Below are 26,117 nucleotides of genomic sequence, written 5' to 3' on the forward strand. Positions count from 1 at the left end.
CGTAAATGCGTCCACCTAAAAAGATAGGTTAAGCATTGAGAATTTGAGAAACCTCAACCGCTGAAAGGTGATATTGGCGAGGACAAGCTTGCCAAATTTTCAGCATTCTTAAATATTTATCCCACATTGGTGTTTGTGAGTTAAAGCCATGAGTTCCGCTATCGAAATGGGTGTAGCGCCCTTCGGTATTGACCATAAAGCGCACGTAACTCAGATAACGCGCTTCCGTTGCAGCATCAAAGCCCAAAAACTGCACACGACGGCCATCCACACCATGTTTATCTTCCATGTTGCCGTAAGAAACTTGCAGCGCATGGTACATTTCCATTACTTCAATAACCGTACGGCACGTTTGCTCGCTGAGTTCACCAAAATCCCTATCCAGCTCGCGCATTTGTAAACCAAATCCACGCTCAATGATAGTTTGTAGACGGCGGTAACGCTCTGCGTTATCTGGGTCTAACATGGTCATCATTTTATATTGATTGGATAAAATTAAGCGTTCAGCATTGGTCATTTCCATCACAGCTCTCCGTTGATAATTTTCTGCAATCTTCGCATTCAATGTTGATAATGCACAGATTAAATATCACTTTTATTGATCTAAACAGTTATTTTGCGTTAATTACTGTTAAATAACGGTTTGTTATCAAATCGAATGCTAAATAAGGTTCAATGAACTGTTTAGATATCTTCCATAAAGGTATGATCTAACTGATTGAACGCTTTTTTCAAAAGTTCGGCTAACGCCATATAGTCAGGCTGCTGCTCAACGGGTGCCATCGCAATTCCCGCTTCAGTAAATTTATCGCGAATTTCATAGAACCAGCTTAATAACCCTGCCGGTAATGGTGTAACGGCACGCTTACCTAACCACCATAACCCTTGCATTGGCAAGCTGCAGGCAAATAATGCCGTTGCGACAGCTGGGCCTAACTGCCCGCCTAACGCAATTTGCCAAGCCAGCGTAAATATCGCAATGGGCGGCATAAAGCGGATCCCAAACCGAATCGCTTTATTGATACGTAGTTCAGGAAACAGTGGCGTTAGCTTTTTTTCCATAGGAAAAACCTTCAGATAGTGATTACCTAATCTGAAGCGTTTAAAAAAACCTGGAGGGGTACTTTGCATTGTGCTCATCAATTAATTTCCTACTACTTATTCATTTTTTTACTGCTATTGATTTTCAGTGACTATCAATTTCAATCTGCCATCACAAAAACAATATCAATCTATGGCTAGCTTACGTCAAATTCAGCGTGAACGCACACTCAGTTTTTAAGTTAATTTTCACAAATTTAGCTTTAATTAAGCTAACTTAAATGAAACCCGCTATTCTCTTGAATACGTAACTCACCGCTATAACTACACTTTATATGGCATTTATGATTTTAATCAACCAAACGCCCTATTTTTAAAAAAAACGTATAAAATATAAAATAGTTTTAGTAGAATCGACCGTAATTAGAATTACTGCCGAACTATGTTACTTAATAGTTCTCTTTAATAAGTCAACAACAGTGATATATTGGGGTTCTGCACGTTATTTCAACACGATACTGTGACTTATTTTTCACAGTTATTTAACAGCATCACGTAACGTTTGCGCGAGAAAACCCTGTAAAATCATCGACCCATGTACTTTTTTGCACATATCATGATATCAATCATGAATTGGTCGGATATAAATGCGCTAGGCTCTAGCGAATTACATTTTTCAACTAAGTCTGTGTGTCCTCATAACGGGCTTCACAACATCAACTAAGATAGGTATTTCCATGTCAAGTAAGCTGGTACTGGTTTTAAACTGCGGTAGCTCCTCACTGAAATTTGCAATCATCGATCCGACTAATGGAGATGAATTTCTATCAGGTTTAGCTGAATGTTTTAATTTACCTGAAGCTCGTATTAAATGGAAAATGGACGGTGAAAAACATGAAGCACCTTTAGGTGCAGGCGCAGCACACAGCGAAGCACTGAACTTCATCGTAAACACAATTCTTGCTGCTAAGCCTGAATTGTCCGCACAGATTTCCTCTATCGGTCACCGTATTGTTCATGGTGGCGAGAAATTCACTTCTTCTGTTGTTATTGATGACGAAGTCATCGAGGGTATTAAAGCGGCAATCCCATTCGCGCCATTACATAACCCTGCTCACCTTATCGGTATTGAAGAAGCGAGAAAATCATTCCCTCATCTGATCACCAAAAACGTAGCGGTATTCGATACAGCATTCCATCAGACAATGCCTGAAGAAGCTTACTTGTATGCACTGCCATACGAGTTATATTCCGAGCACAGCATCCGTCGTTATGGTGCGCACGGTACTAGCCATTTCTACGTTTCTCGTGAAGCGGCGAAAAAACTGAACAAGCCAGTTGATGAACTGAACGTTATCACTTGCCATTTAGGTAATGGTGGTTCAGTATCTGCTATCGTTAACGGTAAATGTGTTGATACATCAATGGGTTTAACTCCATTAGAAGGCTTAGTCATGGGTACTCGTAGCGGCGATATCGACCCTGCGATTATTTTCCACTTACATGATTCATTAGGCATGAGCGTTGACCAAATCAACAAAATGCTGACTAAAGAATCTGGCTTACTGGGCTTAACTGGCGTGACTAGCGACTGCCGTTATGTTGAAGATAACTACGGCACTAAAGCGGATGCAACCCGTGCAATGGATGTGTTCTGCCACCGTTTAGCAAAATATGTTGGTGCGTACAGCGCGCTGATGGAAGGTCGTCTTGATGCAATTATCTTCACTGGCGGTATCGGTGAAAACTCTGCACAAGTGCGTGAGATCACGCTGAAGAAACTGGCAATCCTTGGTTTTGAATATGACCACGAGCGCAACTTAGCTGCACGTTTCGGTAAAGAAGGTGTTATCACCACCGACAACAGCCGTCCGGCACTGGTTATCCCAACCAATGAAGAGTTGGTGATTGCCCAAGATGCTGCACGCTTAACAGCATAAAGACTTTCTTGCCGCCAGCCTTATGCTGGCGGTACTGCTTTAGAGTAACCAAAAAACGAGGTTCCTGTGTCCCGTACAATTATGCTAATTCCTACTGGCACCAGCGTTGGTTTAACCAGCGTTAGTCTGGGTGTCGTCCGCTCAATGGAACAAAAAGGTGTCCAGCTGAGTGTGTTTAAACCTATCGCACAACCACGCGTTTCCGGTAATAAAGACCAAACCACTGAAGTTTTACGTTCACACTCCAGCATCACGACCATTGTTGAACCACTAACAATGGAATATGTGGAATCTCTGCTGACTTCATCAAAGAAAGATATTTTGATGGAAGAGATCGTGGCTCGCTACCACGACCACACTAAAGATGCGGAAGTGATCCTAATCGAAGGTTTAGTCCCAACTCGCAAGCACTCTTTTGCACAATCACTGAACTACGAAATCGCCAAAACCTTAGGCGCTGAAATTGTCTTTGTTACTGCGCCGGGCAATAGCTCAATCCAGCAAATGCAAGAGCGTTTAGAGCTGGTTCGTAACGAATTTGGTGGCCAACGTAATGAAAGCATCATTGGGGTTATCGTTAACAAAGTTAACGCACCCGTTGATGAGCAAGGTCGTACTCGCCCTGACCTGTCTGAAATCTTTGATGATTCAACCAAAGCGACTGTGGCAAATATCGATGCCAAAGCGCTGGAGTGTTTAAATCTGCCAGTATTAGCGTCAATTCCTTGGAACTTTGACCTGATTGCCACTCGTGCAATCGACATGGCAAAACACTTAAATGCAAAAGTCGTTAACGAAGGTGAAATCAACACTCGCCGCGTTAAATCCGTCACTTTCTGCGCACGTAGCATTCCACACATGCTGGAACACTTCCGCCCAGGTTCATTGTTAGTGACTTCAGCTGACCGCCCTGACGTGCTGGTTTCTGCCTCTTTGGCGGCAATGAACGGCGTAGAAATCGGGGCTATCTTACTAACTGGTGGCTATGATATCGATGCACCTATTCGCAAACTTTGTGAACAAGCATTTGAAACGGGCTTACCTGTGTTTATGGTGAACAGCAACACATGGCAAACTTCGCTGAATCTGCAAAGTTTCAGCCTTGAAGTCCCAGCTGATGACCATGAGCGTATCGAAAAAATTCAAAACTATGTGGCTCGCCACATTAGCAGTAATTGGATTGAATCTCTGGTTGCTGATTCTGAGCGCCCTAACCGTCTGTCTCCTCCTGCATTCCGTTACCAGTTAACTGAACTGGCTCGTAAAGCTGGCAAACGCATCGTGCTACCAGAAGGTGATGAGCCACGTACCGTTAAAGCAGCATCGATTTGTGCTGAACGTGGTATCGCAACCTGCGTACTGTTAGGTAATCCTGATGATATCCGCCGCGTTGCGGCATCTCAAGGTATCGAATTAGGCGCTGGCATCGAAATCGTTGACCCAATTAAAGTTCGCGAAGAATATGTTGCTCGTTTAGTCGAACTGCGTAAAAGCAAAGGCATGACCGAAGTCGTTGCTCGTGAACAGCTGGAAGATAACGTTGTTCTGGGCACATTGATGCTGGAAAAAGGCGAAGTAGATGGTCTAGTCTCTGGTGCTGTTCATACAACTGCAAACACCATTCGCCCACCATTACAGTTAATCAAAACTGCACCAGGTAGCTCATTAGTTTCTTCTGTATTCTTTATGCTGCTGCCAGAGCAAGTGTTTGTTTATGGTGACTGCGCGATTAACCCAGATCCAACAGCTGAGCAACTGTCTGAAATTGCAATTCAATCTGCGGATTCAGCAAAAGCGTTTGGTATCGAACCTCGCGTTGCAATGATCTCTTACTCTACGGGTAATTCCGGTGCGGGTAGTGATGTTGAGAAAGTACGTGAAGCAACACGTTTAGCACAAGAAAAACGCCCTGACCTGATGATCGACGGCCCATTACAGTACGATGCTGCGGTAATGGCTGATGTGGCAAAATCTAAAGCGCCAAACTCGCCAGTTGCGGGTAAAGCAACTGTGTTTATCTTCCCAGACTTGAACACCGGTAATACCACCTATAAAGCAGTACAACGTTCTGCTGACTTAGTCTCTATCGGTCCAATGCTGCAAGGTATGCGTAAACCCGTTAACGACTTATCCCGTGGCGCACTGGTAGACGATATTGTTTACACTGTTGCACTGACTGCGATTCAAGCGGTACAAAACGAAAACGCATAATCTTAGTTATTAAGCTTTGTGTTAAAAGGTCAATCCGGAAACGGGTTGACTTTGTTTTTTCATCGTTATATGAAAATGATATTCCCCTCATTTCATATCATTAACCTCTATATTTTCACAAAAATATTGAGGATGATTATGATTATCCCCCAAAGAGTCAGTATTAAGTTTAAACAGATAAAATTAACAGATCATTTTAAAGATACCGTTAAAAATGAGTTTTCCCGTAATATAATCGGTATTAAAAATATTCAAGAAGCCGAAAAAGGTGTCTGTTATGGATTAACACATACTTTCTTATTTTATGCCCATGCAAATGATGAAAAAACATATATAAAAAATCTGGCGATAGCATTGAAAAAAACACATAACTCCAAGAAGAATATTCACCATTATCATACTTTTTTAAATAATGCCTTTTGTCAAATTATTTATAGACAGAAAATAATTGATTATGTTCTGCATATTGACCATGCCATAAAAAAATTTGATTTTCAAAATGATAACAGAGAGTTAAAACAAAGAAACATGCTTAACTCAATCAATGCCGTATTTTTTAAAAACAGTGCGTTATTACTGGATAATATAGGAGAAGATGATGCCATTGATTTTAAAAAATTATTACATCAGTTATATTTTTACACCTATTCCACATCAACAAGTGCCCTGGATAATATATTAAAAATGAAAAGTCAATTTGAAGTTAATCTAATAAAATCAACTATTCGAGAAATCAAGAAAAAATGTTCTAACTTTGCAATGACTGATTTATCAATCAACGGCATTAAACCATTTTTTGAATTAGTTAAAAACCACCAGAAAAAAATCATTAAGTATCAAATAACACAAAGAAATAGCCAATATAATATAAAATATGACGCCTATACGATTATTGATAATAATGTAAAATTAAATCCAAAAAATTATATAACCTTTGAGCAATTCAAACAGCGAATTAATAATCGACTACAACAACAGAAAGATACCATTTGTGATTTTCTAACTAAAGATCATGCTATGGGGATCACGATTAAACATATTAACGATAAAATCATATTCAAGTTCTTTGAGCCTAATAAAGGACTTTATATAACAGAAAATAAGAAAAAGTTTTTTAATCTCATTGAAAAAATAATGTCTCAGCAAGAATGCTTAGTTAATTCTCAACATGAGAAAATCATCGAGATTAATACGTCCTACGCCGATAAACTTCATCAATACCCACTGTCCAATAAAATCAAAGAACCTAAATTTTATAAATCATAAAAATACAAAAGGACTACCAAAGTAGTCCTTAATTCAATACTCACATTTATTCTGGGTTTGAACAGCTAATCGCTTTATCCGCTTCATTATTGCGCGTTAACCATAATGACAGTGCTTTAAGCGAATCTGGCGTAAATTCATCACAACGAGCGGTAATTTCCTTGGGAGTCAACCAAGTTACTTCCACGACTTCACTTTCTTGCAAAGCAAAAGGACCGTGACTCACACAACTAAATAATCCACCCCACACGCGGCAAATTTCATTTTCATAATAGAAAGTACCATGTTCTGCAAACGGAACACCTGCAATCCCCAACTCCTCTTCAGCTTCACGCTTAGCTGATTCAAGGATCTGTTCATCTTGCATCACGACACCACCCGCCGTCGCATCCAAAAGCCCTGGGTAGAAATCTTTAATGTCCGTTCTCCGTTGCACCAGAATTTTACCCATTCCGTCGTGCACCACGATGTAGGTCGCACGGTGACGTAAGTTTTCTGCACTCATTTGGCTACGGGTTGCTTGCGCTATTACATTATTATCTTCGTCAACGATATCTACCCATTCGACGAATTCGGTCTGTTGTTCCATCCTGAAAACCTTATTTAGCTTGTCCACCAAAATACTTTGATACAAGGTATTCTTTTCGCATATATGTTGCAAGAGATCCTAACCAAATTTGACCTTGCTTTCCATCACAAAAATCAATGCATCTCTTTAAGATACAGTACAAAATTCTTTTTTGTGAAGCGTTAACTGAAACCCAACAATTCCTATTTGCAAATGCTATAGTTATCTTTATAGGGTGGTAAAAATTGGATTATTTAGAGTGTGATAGCGCTTTAAATATAGGGGATAAAAAATGAGAATTCTAATAACAGGCGGAACAGGGTTAATTGGCACCCAACTGGTTCAAACGTTAGTGATGCACTCACATCAGGTCACCGTATTAAGCCGTTCACCGCAAAAAGTATACAGTTTATTTTGTAAAGCCGTTGAGTGCTGGACAACCCTTCAAGATAAAACAGACCTCGATGGCTTTGATGTGGTCATCAACCTTGCCGGCGAACCTATCGCAGAAAAACGCTGGACAGCAGCACAAAAACAGATCCTCTGTGACAGTCGCTGGAAAATTACGCAGCAATTGACGAATTTAATCAAAGCCAGTCAAAACCCACCGAGCGTATTCCTGTCAGGCTCTGCTGTAGGCTACTATGGCGACCAAGGCCAATCCGTCGTGACGGAAGAGGATCAACCCCATGATGAATTTACCCATCAGCTAGCGGCTCGCTGGGAAGCTATCGCCCAAGAAGCGCAATCGGATAAAACCCGAGTGTGTTTATTACGTACTGGATTAGTTTTATCCCCTAACGGCGGTTTGCTCGCCAAAATTCTGCCTATTTTTAAAATGGGTGCTGGCGGGCCGATTGGGCATGGAAAACAATATATGCCGTGGATCCATATTAACGATATGGTGAAAGCTATTTTATTCTTGATGGAGACGCCAACCCTTTGTGGCCCATTTAATATGACTTCGCCTTACCCTGTCCATAATGATCAATTTGCCGCCATGATGGGGGATGTGACCAACCGCCCTTCCTTTATCCGTACCCCTGCATTTGCAGTTAGAGGCATGCTTGGGGAATCCGCGACATTATTGCTTGGTGGACAGCAGGCCATACCTAAACGTTTAGAAGAGGCTGGCTTTGAATTTGAATTTATTGAACTGAGAATTGCACTAGAGGATTTATTAGCACCAAAATCATAATCATTTGAAAACAGGCGCTATTTAGCACCCTGCCAACGGGTGAATAAATCATACTCAAGCTCGATATCAAATTGGTCAAGAACCCGGTTAACGGTCTGGTTAACAATATCTTGAATAGATTGAGGCTGATGATAAAACGCAGGCATTGGGGGCATAATCACCGCACCCATTTCTGCGGCTTGTACCATCAATTTCAAATGGCCAATATGCAGCGGTGTTTCACGCACGCCCAGCACCAATTTTTTCCCTTCTTTTAAAACGACATCTGCGGCACGGGTAACTAACGTGTCTGTATAGCTGTGAACGATGCCAGAAAGGGTTTTCATAGTACACGGCATGATAACCATACCCGCAGTACGAAAAGAGCCTGAGGAGATGGCAGCGGCAATATCGCGGCTATCATAAACATGGTCTGCGAGCTGTTGCACATCTTTAACACTGAATTCTGTCTCCAGTGCTAATGTCTGACGCGCTGCTGCACTCATCACTAGGTGGGTTTCCACATCTTTCACAGGTTTAAGCACTTCCAGCAATCGAATACCGTAGATCGCTCCACTCGCACCCGTTAACCCAATGATAAGTTTTTTCATGTTCAGCCCCAATTCACGTAATTTCCTGCATTATATACCAAATATCGTGAAGTAGTGAGTGAGGAACCTTATGTGGCCTTAAGGAAGGTAAAGACAATAAAAATAGAGAGCTGATTTTTCAGTTCTCTATTCTAGACAGATTAGTTCGATGGGATTGATGTTTTTTTCTGTCCTGCTATTTCAGGAGCTCTAGTCTTAAAATGTTTAGATGTTAAAGCCTTAGCATTAGATAGCACCAATAATCGTAACTCTTCAGTAGTTAACCGTTTAGTTTTACCGTTATTCATATTTAGCCTCTAGATATAAATATGCATAAACATATTGTATGCAGCGATAATATTATATCGCTTGCTGTTTAGAATTCAATCAGAAATAATCTAATTTATTGTTCTTCAATGTTTTCTCTGAATAGATTTAACTGAGCCAACTGTAATTCTTCAACAGTTGCATACATTACTAATTCATTTTCTAATAACTTAAAACCAAACTTTTCATAATACGAAATCAGTTCTGGATGAGGCTCTATAATATAAACCCCTTTACTATCTGAATATTGTGACAAAAAAAACATCGTAGCCACAATAACAAACATTGTTAGTCGCCCTGATAGCGGATGATCGGGATTATTTCTCACAAACGATTCAATGAGAAGAATGTGTAACTCACCATTTTCAGAGGCATAAATACCCAGCATGGCACCATCAATATTAGATTCATCATCTAACCTAATCCCTAGGTGAAAACTACTTTCACTCAAGTAATGAGGAAATTTATCTCTCCAATTCAATATTGAACGTTCATCTCTAGTTAAGGATTCAAAATCATCTTCACAAAGGGCATCGACTTTTAAACCTAATTGAGTGCTATCTATGAATTCTTGCAATAATTCAATCGTTTTAGAAAGATTAGATGTTAATGACAAAGTTCACTCCTAAATCTCGAATTTAATATTCAATACAGCGCAAAACTTTACTCACGGAATAAGCAGTCATCAATAAAGGAAACTTGAGCGGAGGGTAATTCAGACTAACTTCATTTTCAGCTTAGTTTTAGATGTAATCCTCTAAATAATTCATGTTGTAGCTAGGCGGCAAGTTAGCTAATCCCTAGGAGCATACACAAGTATGTGACTAGGGTTAGCTAATGCAGCCAACAACGCTACAGCGTGAAGTATGACAAGGATTCCCTAACGTTTAGCCTTCGTTGTAAATCTCAAGATCCTCAACATCACTCTGATCTTTCAACTTCAACTCATCATCTTTACGCAGATTTTCCAGATAATCTAAATAGGTTTGGTCAATATCTTTGGTCACGTAAATGCCATCAAATACGGAACATTCAAATTCGTTGATTTCAGGGTTTTCTTCACGAACCGCGTCAATGAGGTCGCTAAGATCTTGGAAAATTAGGCCATCTGCGCCAATCAGTTTACGGATTTCATCCACTTCCCGACCGTGTGCAATCAACTCATTGGCATTTGGCATATCGATGCCGTAGACGTTAGGGAAGCGAACTTCTGGTGCGGCTGAAGCAAAGTAGACATTCTTTGCACCCGCTTCACGAGCCAGTTCAACGATCTGTTCTGATGTGGTACCGCGCACAATAGAGTCATCCACCAGCAGAACGTTTTTATCGCGAAACTCTGCACGGTTTGCATTCAGTTTGCGGCGTACAGATTTACGACGTTCTTGTTGCCCTGGCATGATAAAAGTACGGCCCACATAGCGGTTTTTCACAAAACCTTGGCGATACGGTTTATCGAGGATATGGGCGATTTCTAACGCGATATCGCATGAAGTTTCAGGGATTGGGATCACCACATCAATATGCAAGTCTTCCCATTCGCGAGCAATTTTCGCGCCCAGTTTTTGCCCCATACGTAATCTTGCGTTATACACCGAGATTTTATCGATAAACGAATCTTGGCGAGCAAAATAAACATATTCAAAAATACACGGTGTCAATTGAGGGTTTTCTGCACATTGGCGGGTAAATAATTTACCGTCTTCAGTAACATACACCGCTTCGCCTGGCGCAACATCACGCAGGAATTCGAAACCTAAAGTATCAAGTGCTACGCTTTCAGACGCGACCATATACTCATGTTCGCCAGTCGCAAGAATACGGCGACCAAGGACTAATGGGCGAATACCATGAGGATCACGGAATGCCACCATACCATGACCAATAATCAGTGCCACGCAAGCATAGGCGCCACGGATTTTTTTGTGCATTGATGCTACGGCACTAAAAATGTTGTCGGGTTCGAGAGGAAAATGATCAAACTTATCTAATTCGTATGCTAATACGTTTAGAAGAATTTCGGAGTCTGACGTGGTATTCACATGGCGACGTGCTGTTTCAAATAGACTCCGAGCGAGTTCGTGAGCATTTGTCAGGTTACCATTATGTGCAAGGGTGATACCAAAAGGAGAGTTAACGTAAAAAGGCTGGGCTTCGGATGCGCTGGAACTACCCGCAGTTGGGTAACGCACATGTCCAATACCCATTGAGCCTTGAAGGCGCAGCATGTGGCGCGTTTCAAAGACATCTTTTACTAAACCATTTGCTTTACGCAAACGGATATTGTTTTTACCATCAATAGTCGCAATACCCGCTGCATCTTGCCCACGATGCTGTAGCACCGTTAACGCATCATAAATTGATTGGTTTACCGGTGAAACACCGGCGATACCGACAATACCGCACATTTAGTCTTTCCTCATCAGCCAGACGGAGAGATATTCTCCGGTAGGAAACTTGACGCATTTTGCAGGTAGTCAAAGAACCACCTAATAATATGACTGAACTGCGGAATAAGCTGTGAACGATGCCAATCCTCACTTTGAGGAAGCGGTGTAAATGTATCGAGAAAGAACAATAGCGCCGATACAATTAATACCCCACGCAACGCACCGAAGCAAATCCCCAGTACACGATCTGTACCCGATAATCCGGTTTTTTGTACTAATGAGCTAATCACATAGTTCACCACTGCACCGACAATCAATGTCGCGATAAACAGTGCTGCAATCGCAATACCATTACGAACCAAAACATCCTCAAAGTTCGTAAAGTAACTCGCTAAGTAAGGATAGAACGTACTTGCTACGAAGAACGCACAACCCCAAGTGATTAACGATAATGCCTCACGTACAAATCCACGGATCAGGCTTACCAGTGCCGAGAAGCCAATAATGGCGATAATTGTGTAATCAATCCAGACCATATTTCATTCCAAAATTCGCATTCACGTCAGCGGCGAATGCATTCTAACAGAAAACGAAAACGTTTGCGTAACCATTTTTCATTGAATTTAAAAAAATCAGCGGCGAAAAGAAAAAATCATAATCGCCGCAGTAAGTTACTAAATACCCTTATTTTTTAGGGATAACTGAATGTCAATTTAAGGCTTAAAAGCTTGGATTATCCCTTTTGTGCCGGTAATTGCGTTCAGTTCAGGTAAAGCTGATTCCAGCTTCTGCCTTGACGCTTCAGGCCCCACATAAATACGAGTTAATTTGTTGTTCACCGGCTGCGCTGGCACCGTATAAACCTGATACCCAGACAGTCTTAGTTTCGCCACAATTTCTTCAACCTTGCTGGCATTATTGAGAGCAATCACTTGCACCACATAGGCTTTACCTTGAGGTTCTTGTTTTGGCTCTGGCTTCGGTTCTGGTTTCGGTTCCGGCTTTGGCTCCACCTTAGGCTTAGGCTCAGGTTTTGGCTCTGGCTTAGGTTCCGGTTTCGGCTCTGCCCGTGGTTTTTCTGGAGTGACATTGGCAGGAATGGCGCTTCCATTTTGATTCACCACGTTTTGACTATTATTACTTTGATTTGCACTGTTTGCGGCTACAGGAGGCTGCTCACTTTGCTTTTGCTCAGTAATAGCTTCCGATAACATCGCTTCAGAAGTTCCTTCCGAAGAAGCGGTCGATGCACTGTGTGTAATTGGCGCAATTGACTCAATATCTTCTTCATCACCCGGTTTGGGAATAATCGGAATGGCTGCAAATTCATTCTCATTGTATTTTTTATCGCCATCCAGCAATGCAGGCAATACGATGACCCCTGCAGCGACTAAAACAATGGCGCCAGCAAGACGATTCTGGAATTTACTAGCCACTGGCTTTATCCTTCTGTTTTCTCTAATAGCATCATGACATGAGCCACGGTATGGAATGATCCACACACCACAATCACATCTTGTGGTCGCGCATCCGCACACGCTTGTTGCCAAGCTGCTTCCACGGAATCAAACTCATGTGCACCGTCAACGTGCTGGCTAAGCTCAGTCACATCTGCACCACGAAACTCTCTCAGCGGTGCAAGATACCAGTCAGTTACCTGCTGGGATAAACAAGTTAATGTCCCTTGAATATCTTTATCCCCCAGCATTCCCACTACCGCACGAATTCGGCGACCTTCTGTCACTGGTAATTGCGCAAGTTTGGAGACTAAATAGCCTGCGGCATGAGGGTTATGGGCTACATCTAAGATCATTAACGGATGTTCACCAATGATCTGGAAACGTCCCGGTAACTGAGCGGTACTTAAACCTTGGTGGATAGCTTGGTCAGTGATTTTCTGCGCTAAGTCCGCATCAATCTCCATCAAGCAGCTGATCACACCCATCGCGGTTGCTGCATTGGCCAACGGCACATTCGGTAACGGTAAATTAGCCCATGACCTCTGAGAGCTTTCCCAAGACCAATGTTGCCCTTGTTCTTGGTAATGCCAATCCTTGCCACGACGAAACAGCATGGTGCCTATTTTGTCGGCATAAGCGCCTATAGAGTCCGGCATATCAGGCTCACCCACCACGCCATAATGGCCTTGACGGAAAATACCCGCTTTCTCATGGCCAATATGCTCACGGTCAGAACCCAGCCAATCGGTATGATCAAGCGCAATACTGGTGATTGCCGCGATATCCGCATCCACGACATTAGTTGCATCAAGGCGACCGCCTAGCCCTACTTCAAGGATCACAATATCTAACTCAGCTTGCTTAAATAATTGTAGTGCAGCTAAAGTGCCATATTCAAAGTAGGTTAACGAAATATTTCCACGCTGCGCTTCGATAGTCGCAAATGCTTGGCAAAACTCACTTTCAGTAAGTTCTTTGCCTTGGATCCGGACGCGTTCCGTGTAGCGCACTAAATGTGGCGAACTGTAGACACCCACCTTCAAACCCGCCGCCATCAAAATGGACTCAAGCGTATGGCAGGTTGTGCCTTTTCCGTTGGTTCCAGTGACAGTGACGACGCGAGGAGCTGGTTGAGTGAGATGCATTTGACGGGCAGCTTGCCCTACTCGTTCCAACCCCATATCAATATTTTGACTATGCAGGTCGGTGAGATAAGAAAGCCAAGCCTCCAATGGAGACTTGGCGGTAGGAATGATTAGATTACTCATCATCTTTTTTATGTTTAGCGCCTTTTGCTTTATCTGCACCATCGACAGCATCAGCAAGATCAATTTCCACGTCAACCACTTCAACAACCAGCGCTGGCGCGGTGTTTAGACTTGGTTGATTGGTTAACATCGCTAGGACATCAGCCAAACGATCACGCATATCTTGACGACGCACGATCATGTCAATTGCCCCTTTTTCCAGCAGGAATTCACTGCGTTGGAAACCTTGAGGTAATTTTTCACGAACGGTCTGTTCGATAACGCGAGGACCCGCGAAACCAATCAGTGCTTTAGGCTCGGCAACGTTGATATCACCCAACATCGCTAAACTTGCAGAAACACCACCCATGGTAGGGTCGGTCAGTACAGAAATGTACGGTAAGCCACGTTCTTGCATTTTCGCCAGTGCAGCACTGGTTTTCGCCATTTGCATCAGAGACAGTAACGCTTCTTGCATACGCGCACCACCACTGGATGAGAAGCAAACTAATGGACAGTTATCTTCCAATGCTTGTTCCACAGCACGGACAAAACGTGCGCCCACAACCGATGCCATTGAACCACCCATGAAGGAGAATTCAAATGCAGCCGCAACAACAGGCATCTCTTTGAGCGTACCTTTCATCACGACGATAGCATCTTTTTCACCCGTTTCTTTCTGGGCTGAGCTAATTCTGTCTTTATATTTTTTAGAGTCGCGGAATTTGAGCACATCTTTTGGCTCTAATTCGCTACCTAATTCCGTTGTTGAGTTTTCATCAAGGAAAGATTCAAGGCGTTGGCGAGCATGAATACGCATATGGTGGTCACATTTTGGACACACTTGTAGGTTACGCTCAAGTTCAGCACCGTAGAGGACTTGCCCACAGCTATCACATTTAGTCCAAACACCTTCAGGGATGTTTGCTTTATGGGATGGGGTTGAAGTACCTTTTTTTAAAATTTTCTCAATCCAGCTCATTAATGGACCTTTTCGTCTGATTGCACTCTGACGACACTTCGAATAATACTGCCCCTGAATTTTAGGGATGGTTATATAAGAAGCATCTATCAGTATGTTATTTTTTTGCCATTAAACCACAATGATATCTCACTGTAGATAAAAACTTTTTTCAAACCGATTATTGGTTATCGTTTTTTTGCGTCGCCGCACTCTTTTCTTTTGCCACTGCATTTTTTTCTTTTGCAGCAGCTCGACGGTGGCGAATAATTTCAATGACACCCGGCAGAATCGAAATAAAGATAATCGCGACTATCAGTAATTTCAAATTCTTTTGTACTATCGGTAAATCACCAAATAAATATCCTGCATAGGTAAAGAGTAGCACCCATAATAACGCACCTGTCACATTATAAAAGGCAAAATGACGGTAAGACATTTTACCCATACCCGCAACGAAAGGTGCAAAGGTTCTCACGATAGGCACAAAACGCGCCAAAATAATCGCTTTTCCGCCATGTTTTTCATAAAACTGATGAGTTTTATCCAAATAGCTACGACGGAAAATTTTTGAATCTGGGTTTTTAAACAGTTTCTCACCAAAGATACGCCCAATGGTGTAGTTCACTGCATCACCAATAATTGCTGCAATAATCATCAACAACACCATGACGTGTACGTTTAAATCATTACTTGGCAATGCTGCTAACGCACCCGCGACAAATAATAATGAATCTCCAGGAAGGAAAGGCGTAACCACCAGCCCCGTCTCGCAGAATAGGATCAGGAATAAAATTCCGTAAACCCAAACACCATATTCGGCGACCAATTCCGCAAGATGCACATCAATATGTAAAATAAAATCAATGATAAAACTGATAAACTCCATGGGGTTCCTCATGTGGAGATTTATATTAACGACCTTTACAGTAGCTCATCCGCGAGAAATAGAGGCCCCATCACATTCTGTGGCAGGTTAAATTTTTCAGGATAATCCACGCTCACTAAATACAGTCCTTCCGCTTTGGCTGTTGCCGCCGCTTTCGTTCTATCTTTTAACTCTAGAAGATGTGCCATCCAATCAATATCTTGATTCCCACAGCCTATCTCCAACAAACTACCAACAATGTTTCTCACCATATGGTGCACAAACGCATTGGCTTTAATATCCACAACCACATAGTTTCCGTGACGCGTTACATTGACGTGCATCACATTACGCCAAGGGCTTTTTGATTGGCACTGCACCGCACGGAATGAGGTAAAATCACGCTCTCCCAGCAATGCTTGCGCCGCTTGGTGCATACGCTTTTCATTAAGGGGAAAATGAAAGTGTGTTACACCATTCGATAAAATTGCAGGTCGATAACGATGATTAAAAATCACATAACGATATCGACGTGCAGTTGCACTAAAACGCGCATGGAACTCATCATCCACAGGTTTACACCAGCGAACCGCAATATCGTCAGGAAGATGGGTATTCACCCCCATCGTCCATGCCGCTTCTTTACGGTTAGCTGAAGTTTCAAAATGCACCACCTGCCCAGTCGCATGAACACCAGCATCTGTACGCCCTGCACAATTGACGGTGATTGGCTCTGCAGCAATTTTAGACAGAGCAGCCTCAAGGCAGCCCTGTACGCTTTTCACTTCTTGCTGGCGTTGCCAACCATAATAACGGCTACCGTTATACTCAATTCCGAGGGCAATGCGATGCAACTTTGGGGACTCCGACATTAGTAATACAGCTCCTGAGCCAGTTTTTCTGCTGTCTCAACCGCCATTAACGCGCCACCAAAACGAACGTTATCCGCCACTGACCAGAATTGTAAAATTTCCGGGATACCGTAATCGTTACGAATACAGCCAATGCTTAAGAAGTCATTACCTGATGCGTCAGTCACTTGAGTTGGGTAATCACCCTCTTCTGAGACCTGAATATCATCAAAACGTTCAAATTCTTCGCTCGCTTCTTCTGCGCTAACTGGGCGTAGTGTCTCTAAGTGCACCACTTGCGCATTACCATAAAATACGGGTGACTGAATAAAGCTTACGGAGACTGGCAAGCCGTCGTCTTGCAGCACTTTACGAACTTGCTCAACTAAACGGCGTTCTTGCACAACACTGCCTTCGCCATCCGCTAATAATGGCAGCATGTTAAAGGCTAATTGCTTAGTAAAACGACCTTCTTCAGCAGGGATGCCATTCAATAAACGCGCGCTTTGCCCTGCTAATTCATCAACGGCTGCTTTACCGTACGCTGACATCGATAGCATATTGGTCAGTGTAATACGCCCTACACCAGCCGCATCCACTAATGGTTTGATAGACGTTAGTAGCTGGCTAACATAACTGTCTGCCACTGAAATAATATTGCGGTTACGGTAATCCGCTAATACTTGAGGGTTAACGCCCGGTACCACTAACGGTACATCAGGGTCTAACGCAAAAATACCACTGTTATCAATCACAATGCAGCCTTCTTGCGCTGCTAATTCCGCATACTGTGCCGCGGCCTCTTCACCTGCTGCAAAAAAGGCAATTTGTGCCTGCGACCAATCGAAGTCCGCGACATCTTGCACTTGATAGCTTTTACCGTTGAAGCGAATGCTCTCCCCTGCACTGCGCTCACTGGCTAGTAAATAAAGCTCACCAACGGGAAACTCTCTTTCTTGAAGCAGGGAAAGAATACCTTCGCCCACTGCGCCGGTTGCCCCGAGTAATGCAATATTCCAACCTTCTGTCATGGTTTTTCCTCTAAAAAAAATCAAAGTGAAACAAGCCGTGCTTAGCCGCTCATTTCACCTAAAAGAATCTGTTATTAAATTTTTGTGGTAAAGCCTAATTCGCTCAGTAACTGGGCTGTCTCTTGGTTATCGCACTGAACAGTTAACGATGACCATTCACGGCGTTCTTGGTAATGTTTACGTAATTTATCGAACTCACCGGGAATGCCAGCCACTGCGCGCAGTGATGCATCATCACGGCGCACATCATACACGAGATGCACTAATCTTTTGAGCTGGCTTTGCGTTAATTTACCATTGAAATTAATGCAGTCGATATCCGGCTTCGGTAACAGCGATGTCAGAGACACATTCGCAGGTTTACCTAGGAATTCACAATAAGCTTCAAAGACTTGGGTTGTGCCTCGTGCTTTTCCTTCTAAAGTATAGCCTGCAATATGTGGCGTACCGATATCCACATACGCCAGCAATTCTGTATCCAGATCAGGCTCTGGCTCCCACACATCCAATACCACACTCAGCGGCTTACCTTGTTCCAGCAACTGCAATAGCGCTTGGTTATCCACCACTTCACCACGGCTGGCATTCACCAAAATGGTACCGTCGCGTAAATTTGCCAATCGAGACTCATCCATTAAATGGAAAGTGGAATATTCACCCGCCATATTAAGCGGTGTGTGGAAGGTTAAAATATCAGCCTGTTCCAGTAACGAATCGAATGGAACAAAAACTTCTTGGTCGCCTTTATCTGCTCGAGGAGGGTCACATAATACGGTATTAACGCCCCACGCTTGCAGACGTTTATACAAGCACCCTCCCACATTCCCGACACCCACTATCCCTACGGTTTTATCGCGTAAATCAAAATTATCGCGCTCCGCCAGCATCAGTAATGCCGAAAAAACATACTCAACGACAGCAATGGCATTGCACCCTGGCGCTGAAGAGAATCCAATATTGGCTTCAGCAAGCCACTGGGTATCAACATGGTCAAACCCTGCTGTTGCCGTGCCGACGAATTTTACTGGCGTATTGCTCAGTAATGATTTATTCACTTTGGTAATTGAGCGCACCATTAATGCATCTGCATCAACCAGTTCCTGTTCTGGCACTGGGCGCCCTGGTACTGCTTTAACTTCGCCTAGCTCACTAAATAGTGTTTGAGCATATGGCATGTTTTCATCAACCAAAATTTTCACGGAATTCGTCCCAATAGAATGTGTGTCATGCCCGATTTGGCTGCCACACTATACTCCAAATCGTCGATAGGCTGAATCATTTACATGACAATGCTTTTGGTTGAAATTAATAGTCTAATCGGTGACATTTAATTTTTCTTTTTATTAAACAAACTTACAGATGAGTCTGACTACCTAATCCCAAGGATTTCATGTTTAATCAGCAAAACTACATTAAAAGTTATTCATTTTTCAGGAAGGCATTTATTTTGAAAGGCATATTGATTGTGAAAAAAGTATTACTGTCGCTACCCCTAATGTGCTCGTTTTATGCCTATGCTGGCGAACAAAACTGCTCTGCGGACACCCTCGCTATCAACAATTTTAATAATTTCGTCTTTGCTCAAGAGCGCCCGTTTAACGACGCATTGAAAGAGATGAATTTACACACCACCAGCCAAGATGACTATATTAACAATACGGTTCAAACGAAGTTTGATGATTGTGGAGCCTTAATCGAATTAACGGGTCATGAAGTTGTCAAATTCAGCATCCACGACAGTGTATCCATCAAATCCATTGATATGAGCATGAAAAAAAATGGTAACGGATGGGACTACAAATCCGCATTTAAACTGTCTGTTATTAATCAAGATAATGTAGAAAAAACTATCTTGCAGCAAAAAATGAACGGGAAGTTTTTCACTGATCAGAATGGAAAAATAACCGAAGCCAAAGATTCTTCTTATACAACGACGCTCGACAAAGAGCGCATGTTAACGAGAGCTGTCACTACTTTTTTAACTGATGATAAAGGACGATTATCTGAATCCAACCGAGTCAGTACGCTCGAAAATGATAGTATGAAAACAGCCTTCCATTATGATGAGAAAAATCGCTTAGTTCGCATGCAGTCTGACTCAACCGTCAAAGAGTTTACCTATGATGATGGCAGACCGCTAACCGAAAAAACTATTGAAGAATTTTTTACCACCGAAACAACCGTGACGACCTGTAAAAGCTGGAATACGTTCGGAAGATGCACCGACGCGGAAAAAAATATCACCACATTAATTAAAGATGAACACGGAGGGAAAGATAGCGTGTACAACTACCACGCTAATATCAAATACGATTATGTATATTGATTTTCCCTCTACTATGGGGTCAGCTCTTTCATTCGAAACCGGTCTGGAGTGACCCCTGAAATTTGCTGGAACATCGCAATAAATGCAGACGCCGAACTATACCCCACATCCAAGGCAACTTCATGGACACTTTTACCTTTGTCCAATCCAGCCACTGCATGTAAGTAACGCAGGCGCTGCCGCCACTCGCTGAATGACATCCCCAACTCTTGTTGGCAACGGCGAGATAGCGTTCGCTCCGAGGTATAGGCCCGTTTTGCCCACTGGGCAAGTGTTGTATTATCCGCAGGATCTTGCTGTAGCTCCGCTAAAATCGGCGCTAACAATTTATCTTTGCTGGTGGGTAAATAGGTATCTTGGCACGGTGAAATGGCAAACTGGTCAATCAACACTTCTCCCAAACGAATATCCTGCTCGGTTTCGGGCTGCACAATGCCCCGTTGATACATATCCGTCATAATCGTGTGGAAAATGGGACTTAATCGTACAACACAGGCCTTACTCGCCAGTCGCGGCGTATAGGCTTGGGCAAAATCAATAATCCGAAATTTAACACTCTGCTTATTAAAACTCGCATGTTGGGTATTGGCAGGGATCCAGATGCAAAACTCTGGCGGTGCCATATAATGCTTGCCTTCCACTTCCATTTCCATAATTCCGCAAACCACATACAACAATTGACCAAAGGTATGGGAATGGGATTTGTATTCGGTTTGCTGGTTAATCTGCTCATGACGTAAGGCAATAAATTCAGGCTCAATAATATTGCATTCGTTAATTTGCAGAACATCACTCTTTAAATTATTCATAGGCTGTCTGAAAAGCGTTATCGATTGTCTGAATATCAGTATATATAATATTTCGGACAGATGTATACTCCTGTGACTGATTAGGGAGAACGTTGTTAATGAAATATTTCCTGTTTCCGCTGACCGCGGTTTTATTATGGTCCATAAATGCCATCGTCAACAAAGCCGCCGCAACGGCGATTGACCCGGCTGCCATTTCGTTTTATCGCTGGGCTCTGGCATTTTTAGTCATGACCCCATTTGTTCTGCGCTCGGTACTGCGCCATGCCAAAGTGGTTAAGCAACATTGGTGGCAACTGGCCATCTTAGGTGCTTTGGGGATGATGCTGTATCAAAGTTTGGCTTACTATGCCGCACATACGGTAAGCGCGACATTTATGGGTGTTATGAACTCATTTATCCCGCTATTAACTGTGGTGATTAGTATTTTTGTTCTGAGGGTGATCCCAACCGTTGGGATTGTTGTTGGTTCCGTTCTGTCTCTGTTTGGATTGGCTTGGCTAGTCAGCCAAGGAAACCCAAGCTCATTACTGGATAATGGATTGGGTCAAGGCGAATTGCTGATGATCGTCGCTTCCGCCGCTTATGCCCTATACGGGGTATTAACTAAGCGCTGGTCGATTCAACTTTCTAGCTGGGACTCCCTGTATGTTCAGGTATTCTTTGGGGTTTTATTATTAATTCCAAACTTCTTGATGGCAGATGATGTAAGCCTTAACAGCAATAATATCGGGTTAGTTTTATTCGCAGGGATTGCCGCATCGATTCTGGCACCCGCAATGTGGATCCAAGGTGTTCTCCGCTTAGGCGCCAATACCACTTCTATCTTTATGAACCTCGCTCCGGTATTTACTGCCGTTATCGCAGTGTTCACCCTTGGCGAAGAGTTAAAGAGTTACCACTTAATTGGGGGCGGTATCGTGTTACTCGGTGTGATGTTAGCTCAACAGCTACGCACCCCGCTCACTCAAGTATTTTCTCGCAAGAAAAAAGCGTTAGAAGAAGATACTTGTCAGTAAGCCACATTAATAGTTTGATTGATTAAAAGCCCCATAAATCTACTTCAAGGTTATGGGGCTTTGTTTTATATCCAATTGATTTTGCCTCTAAACTTACAGCACCTAAAAAGGGGCATAAATTGGATAATGACCGTTTTTAGGTGCAACTAGATAATAACAAAGTACCCACTAAGCTTTCTTCGGTGCCCGACTCGCTTTCAAGGTGATCCGCACCAACAACCCGCCGAGATGTTCACTCTTTAGCAACTGCAATTCTGAGCCGTGGTAGCTGGCGATATCTTTTACAAGCGCCAAGCCCAGCCCTGACCCTTCCAGTCCTTTGGCATTATTTAAGCGCCTAAAGGCTTTTAATGAACGGTGAATATATTTATTTTCGATACCCGGCCCTGAGTCTTCAACTTCCAGTTTAATCATGGAATTGCGACTTTCATCTGCCACGATTCGCACCGTAACAATCCCCTGTTCAGGGGTATATTTAATCGCATTATCAATCAGGTTCGCACACATTTCCGCCAGCAAAATAGCATCTCCTTTGACCCAGCAATGATCTAATCCTTCATAGCCTAAATCAATCTGTTTACTCTCGGATTGTCCCAAACGGGTAAAACAGACTTGCTGAACAATTTCCACCAAATTAACCGCACGATAAAGCCTGATCGCCTCTTTTTCGTGCTCTTTTAAACGCGCAAGCTGCAATAAGCGGTCAGTTAATACGATAGTGTTATCCAAGGTTTTATTAATCGCCTGCAAACTTTGTTGTTTCTGTTGCTCATCATCGCTATTAAGAGCCACTGAAACTTGGGTTTTTAATACCGCCAACGGGGTTTTTAATTGATGGGAAGCATCGGCACTGAAACGTTCTTGACGCTTTAACATCCGTTTTAACCGCTCCACATAGCGGTTCAAGGCATCTACAAGCGGCGAAAGTTCCGACCATGGCAACACATTCGGGATTGGTGTGAGGTCATTCGCAGCGCGACCGAGCATTAAATTAGAGAGTTTTTTCAGTGGCGTTAATAGCTTACGCAACAGTAAATACGCCAATATCAGCGTCACGACCACCACGGTACCTTGGCTCATCAGCGCAGAGATCAGCAGTTGATTGGCGAAATCTTGCCGAGCATACACCGTTTCAGCAACGCGGATCTCCACCATGCCTTGGATCCCACCTTCGTTAATCGGCTGGAAAAAGGTCGCCACACGAATGGGCAGCCCCATGTATTCCGCATCATAAAAGTAGACTAAAGCAGTGTAATGTTGAGAGCGCATCCAATAAGGCGGGATTGGCGGTAGGTCATCATAACCAGAAATGGTTTCCCCGTGAGGGGCGATGACTTGGTAAAACAGACGGTCATTATTATTCAGCTCAAAGCTATCGAGCACCACATAAGGAACGTTCACAGAAAGATGTTCATCCACCACCTGTAAGCGTTCCGCCACGGTTCTCGCCGACGCCAGTAATGTCCGGTCATAAGCGAGGTTTGCCGCGTTTTTAGCACTATAATAGTGGGTATAAACGGAGAAACTTCCCAACAAAATGAGGGGGATACCGAAAAAAAGCAGCAACTGATGAAAGAGAGAGCGTGGATGAGAGACTAATTTCATACACTACACTGCTCTAATCGGTATCCCAATCCGCGTAAAGTATTGATATTGATATCTGAACCTGTGAGTTTTTTGCGAACCCGATGCACATACAGTTCAATACTTTGTAAATTGGCTTCATCCGACAGCGAGAATACCTGCTCAAATAATTGTGTTTTTGAAACAGGTCGCCCTCTGCGATGAAAAAGTGTATTCAATACCGCGTATTCTCGCGGCGTTAAACCTAACGGTTCCGCCTTCAGTGAAAAATAACCGTCATCATGAAAACAGAGGTCACCAAAACATTGGTCGCTATTCACATTCCCTTGACTACGGCGTAAGAGCGCGCGCGCTCGAGCCTCTAATTCAGCGATATCAAAGGGTTTGGTCAGGTAATCATCCGCCCCTGCATTCAGCCCTTTCACGCGGTCGGCCACATCGGAGTTCGCCGTTAATAGCAGAACAGGTGTTTCTTGATGACGTTTGCGCATCTGGGCTAATACATCTAAGCCATTCATTCGTGGTAATGAAACATCCAAGACCACCAACGAATAATTTTCGGTTTGTAATAGCTGATCGGCGATGTAACCATCACTGGCGATGTCCACAGCAAATCCCGATGCCGTTAAGGCTTTCTGTAACCACAAAGACAACTCGTCATGATCTTCAACCAATAACATTCTCATTAGTCGCCCACTCATTATGATTATTTATGCGTATAAGTTGGCACTCTATCGATTGAATGAAAAGTGTTAAACGTGATTTTTACCGAAGCTATCACAACTATCCTTCGTTAACCTGCTACCACAAATAAAAATTAACATTAAATTAACACAACAAAGAAGAGTAAATATAAAACAATCTGATATGTATCACATAAAAATAATTTTATTTGTTAATGAAAGGTAAATGAAAGGTTCTCAATACAATGATGCATAGCGAACCAACATTGTCCAAAGCTATTCATCGACAGCGACATAACCAACAACAACCAAGTAACTTAATTATTGTCTAGTGAGGAATGAAGCATGAAGAAGTTCACAATCAATGCCTTAGCAGCAGCAATTTTTTTAGTTGGCGTTAACCAAGCAATGGCGTTACCCGAAAGAACAGAATGTATAGCCCCTGCCAAACCTGGCGGTGGCTTTGATTTAACCTGTAAACTTGTTCAAGTCTCCATGCTGGAAACCAAAGAGATCGAAAAACCGATGCGTGTGACTTATATGCCAGGTGGAATTGGTGCCGTTGCTTACAACGCCATCGTGGCTCAACGCCCAGCAGAGCCGGGCACCATCGTTGCATTCTCTGGTGGCTCCTTACTCAACCTTGCTCAAGGTAAATTTGGTCGTTACAACGAAAATGATGTTCGCTGGCTAGCAAGTGTTGGCAGCGACTATGGCATGATTGCCGTACGTGCCGACTCCCCTTATAAAACTTTAGGCGAACTGATGGACGCCTTCAAAAAAGATCCAAACAGCATTGTCTTTGGTGCGGGTGGCTCTATCGGTAGCCAAGATTGGATGAAAACGGCGCTACTGGCCAAAGCTATCGACTTAGACCCACGTAAAATGCGCTATGTGGCTTTCGAAGGCGGCGGTGAAACACTGACAGCCTTGTTAGGCAACCACGTCCAAGTGATCTCCGGCGATATTAGTGAAATGACCCCGTATATCAGCGACGGAAAAATTCGCATCCTAGCGGTGTACGCCGATAAACGCTTACCAGATGCCTTATCCAATATTCCAACTGCTAAAGAGCAAGGCTACGACATTGTTTGGCCAATTATTCGCGGATTCTATATGGGACCAAAAGTGTCCGATGCGGATTACAACCAATGGGTTGAAGCCTTCCAAAAATTACAACAAACCGACGAGTTTAAAAAGCAACGTGAATTACGTGGCTTGTTTGAATACAACCTATCGGGCCCAGAATTGGACGCTTACGTGAAAAAAGAAGTTGAGAACTACCGTGAGCAAGCGCGTTCCTTCGGATTAGCGAAATAACGGAGTCACCATGAGCCAACGCATATTTGCCATAGTCTGGCTAATACTGTGTGGGATCGGGCTGTATATCGGCTGGGGCATCCAAAGCGAGTTTACCTATGAACCACTGGGCCCCCGCCCCTTCCCGATAGCCATACTGTCATTAATGACCCTGTGCGCACTCGCACTCCTGCTGGGTCGCCAAGAAGCGGTTGAATGGCCAAAGCCCTATGTCTTGCGCCGTTTAGTCTTGTTAATCATTGCATTAGTTATTTATGCATGGGCGTTTGAGTGGTTAGGATTCCCATTAGCGACCACCTTATTAACCATCAGCGTTGCCCTGTTATTTGGTGCAACTCCGATAGCCGCCCTAATTTCCGGCCCGATCCTAGGCATTTCCCTGTTCTATGCCTTTGACCGATTACTCGATGTGACATTGCCCATCGGCGAACTTTTTAGCTAAGGAGAAAAG

The 26,117-nt window shown here is 43.1% G+C and carries 25 protein-coding genes; 8 read left to right on the forward strand and 17 right to left on the reverse strand.

Annotated elements, in window-relative coordinates; genetic code table 11:
- Nucleotides 1–28: 28 nt before the first annotated feature.
- Nucleotides 29–523 carry a YfbU family protein gene (locus tag QS795_RS10685; RefSeq protein WP_036952716.1) on the reverse strand — a complete coding sequence of 165 codons (495 nt, stop codon included), beginning with the start codon at nt 521–523 and terminating at the stop codon, nt 29–31.
- A gap of 161 nt (nt 524–684) precedes the next feature.
- Nucleotides 685–1,140 (reverse strand): terminus macrodomain insulation protein YfbV, encoded by a 456-nt coding sequence (gene yfbV / locus QS795_RS10690; RefSeq protein WP_036952713.1) that lies wholly within the window; start codon nt 1,138–1,140, stop codon nt 685–687.
- Nucleotides 1,141–1,778: 638 nt separating this feature from the next.
- Between yfbV and ackA the strand changes: the two genes are divergently transcribed.
- The 3 genes from ackA (at nt 1,779) to QS795_RS10705 (ending at nt 6,458) form a co-directional block, all read left to right on the forward strand.
- On the forward strand, nt 1,779–2,981 hold the full coding sequence (ackA, locus tag QS795_RS10695; RefSeq protein ID WP_286268663.1) for an acetate kinase: 1,203 nt from the start codon (nt 1,779–1,781) through the stop codon (nt 2,979–2,981).
- Nucleotides 2,982–3,062: 81 nt separating this feature from the next.
- Nucleotides 3,063–5,192 (forward strand): phosphate acetyltransferase, encoded by a 2,130-nt coding sequence (pta, locus tag QS795_RS10700; RefSeq protein WP_154600249.1) that lies wholly within the window; start codon nt 3,063–3,065, stop codon nt 5,190–5,192.
- A gap of 138 nt (nt 5,193–5,330) precedes the next feature.
- A complete protein-coding gene (locus QS795_RS10705; protein ID WP_286268664.1) occupies nt 5,331–6,458 on the forward strand; it encodes a hypothetical protein in 1,128 nt (375 codons plus the stop codon).
- 46 nt (nt 6,459–6,504) lie between these two features.
- On the opposite strand, the gene yfcD is transcribed toward QS795_RS10705, so the two are convergent.
- On the reverse strand, nt 6,505–7,047 hold the full coding sequence (yfcD, locus tag QS795_RS10710) for an NUDIX hydrolase YfcD (protein ID WP_286268665.1): 543 nt from the start codon (nt 7,045–7,047) through the stop codon (nt 6,505–6,507).
- A 271-nt stretch (nt 7,048–7,318) separates the two neighbouring features.
- Between yfcD and QS795_RS10715 the strand changes: the two genes are divergently transcribed.
- Nucleotides 7,319–8,224: a TIGR01777 family oxidoreductase gene (locus QS795_RS10715; RefSeq protein ID WP_286268667.1), complete on the forward strand. Its 906-nt coding sequence runs from the start codon at nt 7,319–7,321 to the stop codon at nt 8,222–8,224.
- A 17-nt stretch (nt 8,225–8,241) separates the two neighbouring features.
- Here QS795_RS10715 and QS795_RS10720 read toward each other — a convergent pair whose 3' ends face one another.
- The 11 genes from QS795_RS10720 to pdxB all read right to left on the reverse strand — a co-directional run bounded on the left by QS795_RS10720 (nt 8,242) and on the right by pdxB (nt 19,124).
- Nucleotides 8,242–8,814 (reverse strand): UbiX family flavin prenyltransferase, encoded by a 573-nt coding sequence (locus tag QS795_RS10720; protein WP_154639258.1) that lies wholly within the window; start codon nt 8,812–8,814, stop codon nt 8,242–8,244.
- Between the two features lie 382 nt (nt 8,815–9,196).
- A complete protein-coding gene (locus tag QS795_RS10725) occupies nt 9,197–9,736 on the reverse strand; it encodes a hypothetical protein (protein ID WP_154602885.1) in 540 nt (179 codons plus the stop codon).
- A 271-nt stretch (nt 9,737–10,007) separates the two neighbouring features.
- Nucleotides 10,008–11,525, reverse strand: a complete 1,518-nt coding sequence (purF, locus tag QS795_RS10730) for an amidophosphoribosyltransferase (protein WP_154602886.1) — start codon at nt 11,523–11,525, stop codon at nt 10,008–10,010.
- A 14-nt stretch (nt 11,526–11,539) separates the two neighbouring features.
- Complete coding sequence (gene cvpA / locus QS795_RS10735) at nt 11,540–12,043, reverse strand: colicin V production protein (protein WP_132495458.1); 504 nt, start codon at nt 12,041–12,043, stop codon at nt 11,540–11,542.
- Between the two features lie 177 nt (nt 12,044–12,220).
- Nucleotides 12,221–12,943 (reverse strand): cell division protein DedD, encoded by a 723-nt coding sequence (dedD, locus tag QS795_RS10740; RefSeq protein ID WP_286268674.1) that lies wholly within the window; start codon nt 12,941–12,943, stop codon nt 12,221–12,223.
- 5 nt (nt 12,944–12,948) lie between these two features.
- Nucleotides 12,949–14,238, reverse strand: coding sequence for a bifunctional tetrahydrofolate synthase/dihydrofolate synthase (gene folC / locus QS795_RS10745; protein WP_286268676.1), 1,290 nt, complete (start codon nt 14,236–14,238; stop codon nt 12,949–12,951).
- Complete coding sequence (accD, locus tag QS795_RS10750; RefSeq protein WP_108478580.1) at nt 14,228–15,196, reverse strand: acetyl-CoA carboxylase, carboxyltransferase subunit beta; 969 nt, start codon at nt 15,194–15,196, stop codon at nt 14,228–14,230. The genes folC and accD overlap by 11 nt, the downstream gene beginning before the upstream one ends.
- A gap of 160 nt (nt 15,197–15,356) precedes the next feature.
- On the reverse strand, nt 15,357–16,064 hold the full coding sequence (locus tag QS795_RS10755) for a DedA family protein (RefSeq protein WP_154602888.1): 708 nt from the start codon (nt 16,062–16,064) through the stop codon (nt 15,357–15,359).
- A 35-nt stretch (nt 16,065–16,099) separates the two neighbouring features.
- Nucleotides 16,100–16,915 carry a tRNA pseudouridine(38-40) synthase TruA gene (gene truA / locus QS795_RS10760; protein ID WP_286268680.1) on the reverse strand — a complete coding sequence of 272 codons (816 nt, stop codon included), beginning with the start codon at nt 16,913–16,915 and terminating at the stop codon, nt 16,100–16,102.
- The gene (locus QS795_RS10765; RefSeq protein ID WP_154602890.1) at nt 16,915–17,925 is read right to left on the reverse strand and encodes an aspartate-semialdehyde dehydrogenase; all 1,011 of its coding nucleotides are present in this window, start codon (nt 17,923–17,925) and stop codon (nt 16,915–16,917) included. Before QS795_RS10765 ends, truA begins: the two co-directional genes overlap by 1 nt.
- Nucleotides 17,926–17,999: 74 nt before the next feature.
- Nucleotides 18,000–19,124, reverse strand: coding sequence for a 4-phosphoerythronate dehydrogenase PdxB (pdxB, locus tag QS795_RS10770; protein WP_286268682.1), 1,125 nt, complete (start codon nt 19,122–19,124; stop codon nt 18,000–18,002).
- Between the two features lie 266 nt (nt 19,125–19,390).
- Here pdxB and QS795_RS10775 point away from each other — a divergent pair, with 266 nt between their 5' ends.
- A complete protein-coding gene (locus tag QS795_RS10775) occupies nt 19,391–20,251 on the forward strand; it encodes a hypothetical protein (RefSeq protein ID WP_318626469.1) in 861 nt (286 codons plus the stop codon).
- Between the two features lie 11 nt (nt 20,252–20,262).
- Here the strand turns inward: QS795_RS10775 and QS795_RS10780 are convergent, their stop codons facing one another.
- On the reverse strand, nt 20,263–21,060 hold the full coding sequence (locus QS795_RS10780) for an AraC family transcriptional regulator (protein ID WP_154602892.1): 798 nt from the start codon (nt 21,058–21,060) through the stop codon (nt 20,263–20,265).
- A gap of 98 nt (nt 21,061–21,158) precedes the next feature.
- Between QS795_RS10780 and QS795_RS10785 the strand changes: the two genes are divergently transcribed.
- Nucleotides 21,159–22,079, forward strand: a complete 921-nt coding sequence (locus tag QS795_RS10785) for a DMT family transporter (RefSeq protein WP_154602893.1) — start codon at nt 21,159–21,161, stop codon at nt 22,077–22,079.
- Between the two features lie 168 nt (nt 22,080–22,247).
- Here the strand turns inward: QS795_RS10785 and QS795_RS10790 are convergent, their stop codons facing one another.
- Together QS795_RS10790 and tctD are read right to left on the reverse strand one after the other, a co-directional pair.
- Nucleotides 22,248–23,684, reverse strand: coding sequence for a sensor histidine kinase (locus tag QS795_RS10790; protein WP_286268684.1), 1,437 nt, complete (start codon nt 23,682–23,684; stop codon nt 22,248–22,250).
- Nucleotides 23,681–24,349: a transcriptional regulator TctD gene (gene tctD / locus QS795_RS10795; RefSeq protein ID WP_318626470.1), complete on the reverse strand. Its 669-nt coding sequence runs from the start codon at nt 24,347–24,349 to the stop codon at nt 23,681–23,683. Before tctD ends, QS795_RS10790 begins: the two co-directional genes overlap by 4 nt.
- Before the next feature lie 342 nt (nt 24,350–24,691).
- On the opposite strand from tctD, the gene QS795_RS10800 reads away from it, so the two are divergent.
- Together QS795_RS10800 and QS795_RS10805 are read left to right on the forward strand one after the other, a co-directional pair.
- Entirely contained in the window at nt 24,692–25,666 is a 975-nt protein-coding gene (locus tag QS795_RS10800; RefSeq protein WP_154639253.1) for a Bug family tripartite tricarboxylate transporter substrate binding protein, read from the forward strand.
- Between the two features lie 10 nt (nt 25,667–25,676).
- On the forward strand, nt 25,677–26,108 hold the full coding sequence (locus QS795_RS10805) for a tripartite tricarboxylate transporter TctB family protein (RefSeq protein ID WP_286268690.1): 432 nt from the start codon (nt 25,677–25,679) through the stop codon (nt 26,106–26,108).
- Nucleotides 26,109–26,117 lie beyond the last annotated feature (9 nt).

The sequence above is a fragment of the Providencia zhijiangensis genome, from assembly GCF_030315915.2.
Lineage (GTDB): Bacteria > Pseudomonadota > Gammaproteobacteria > Enterobacterales > Enterobacteriaceae > Providencia > Providencia zhijiangensis.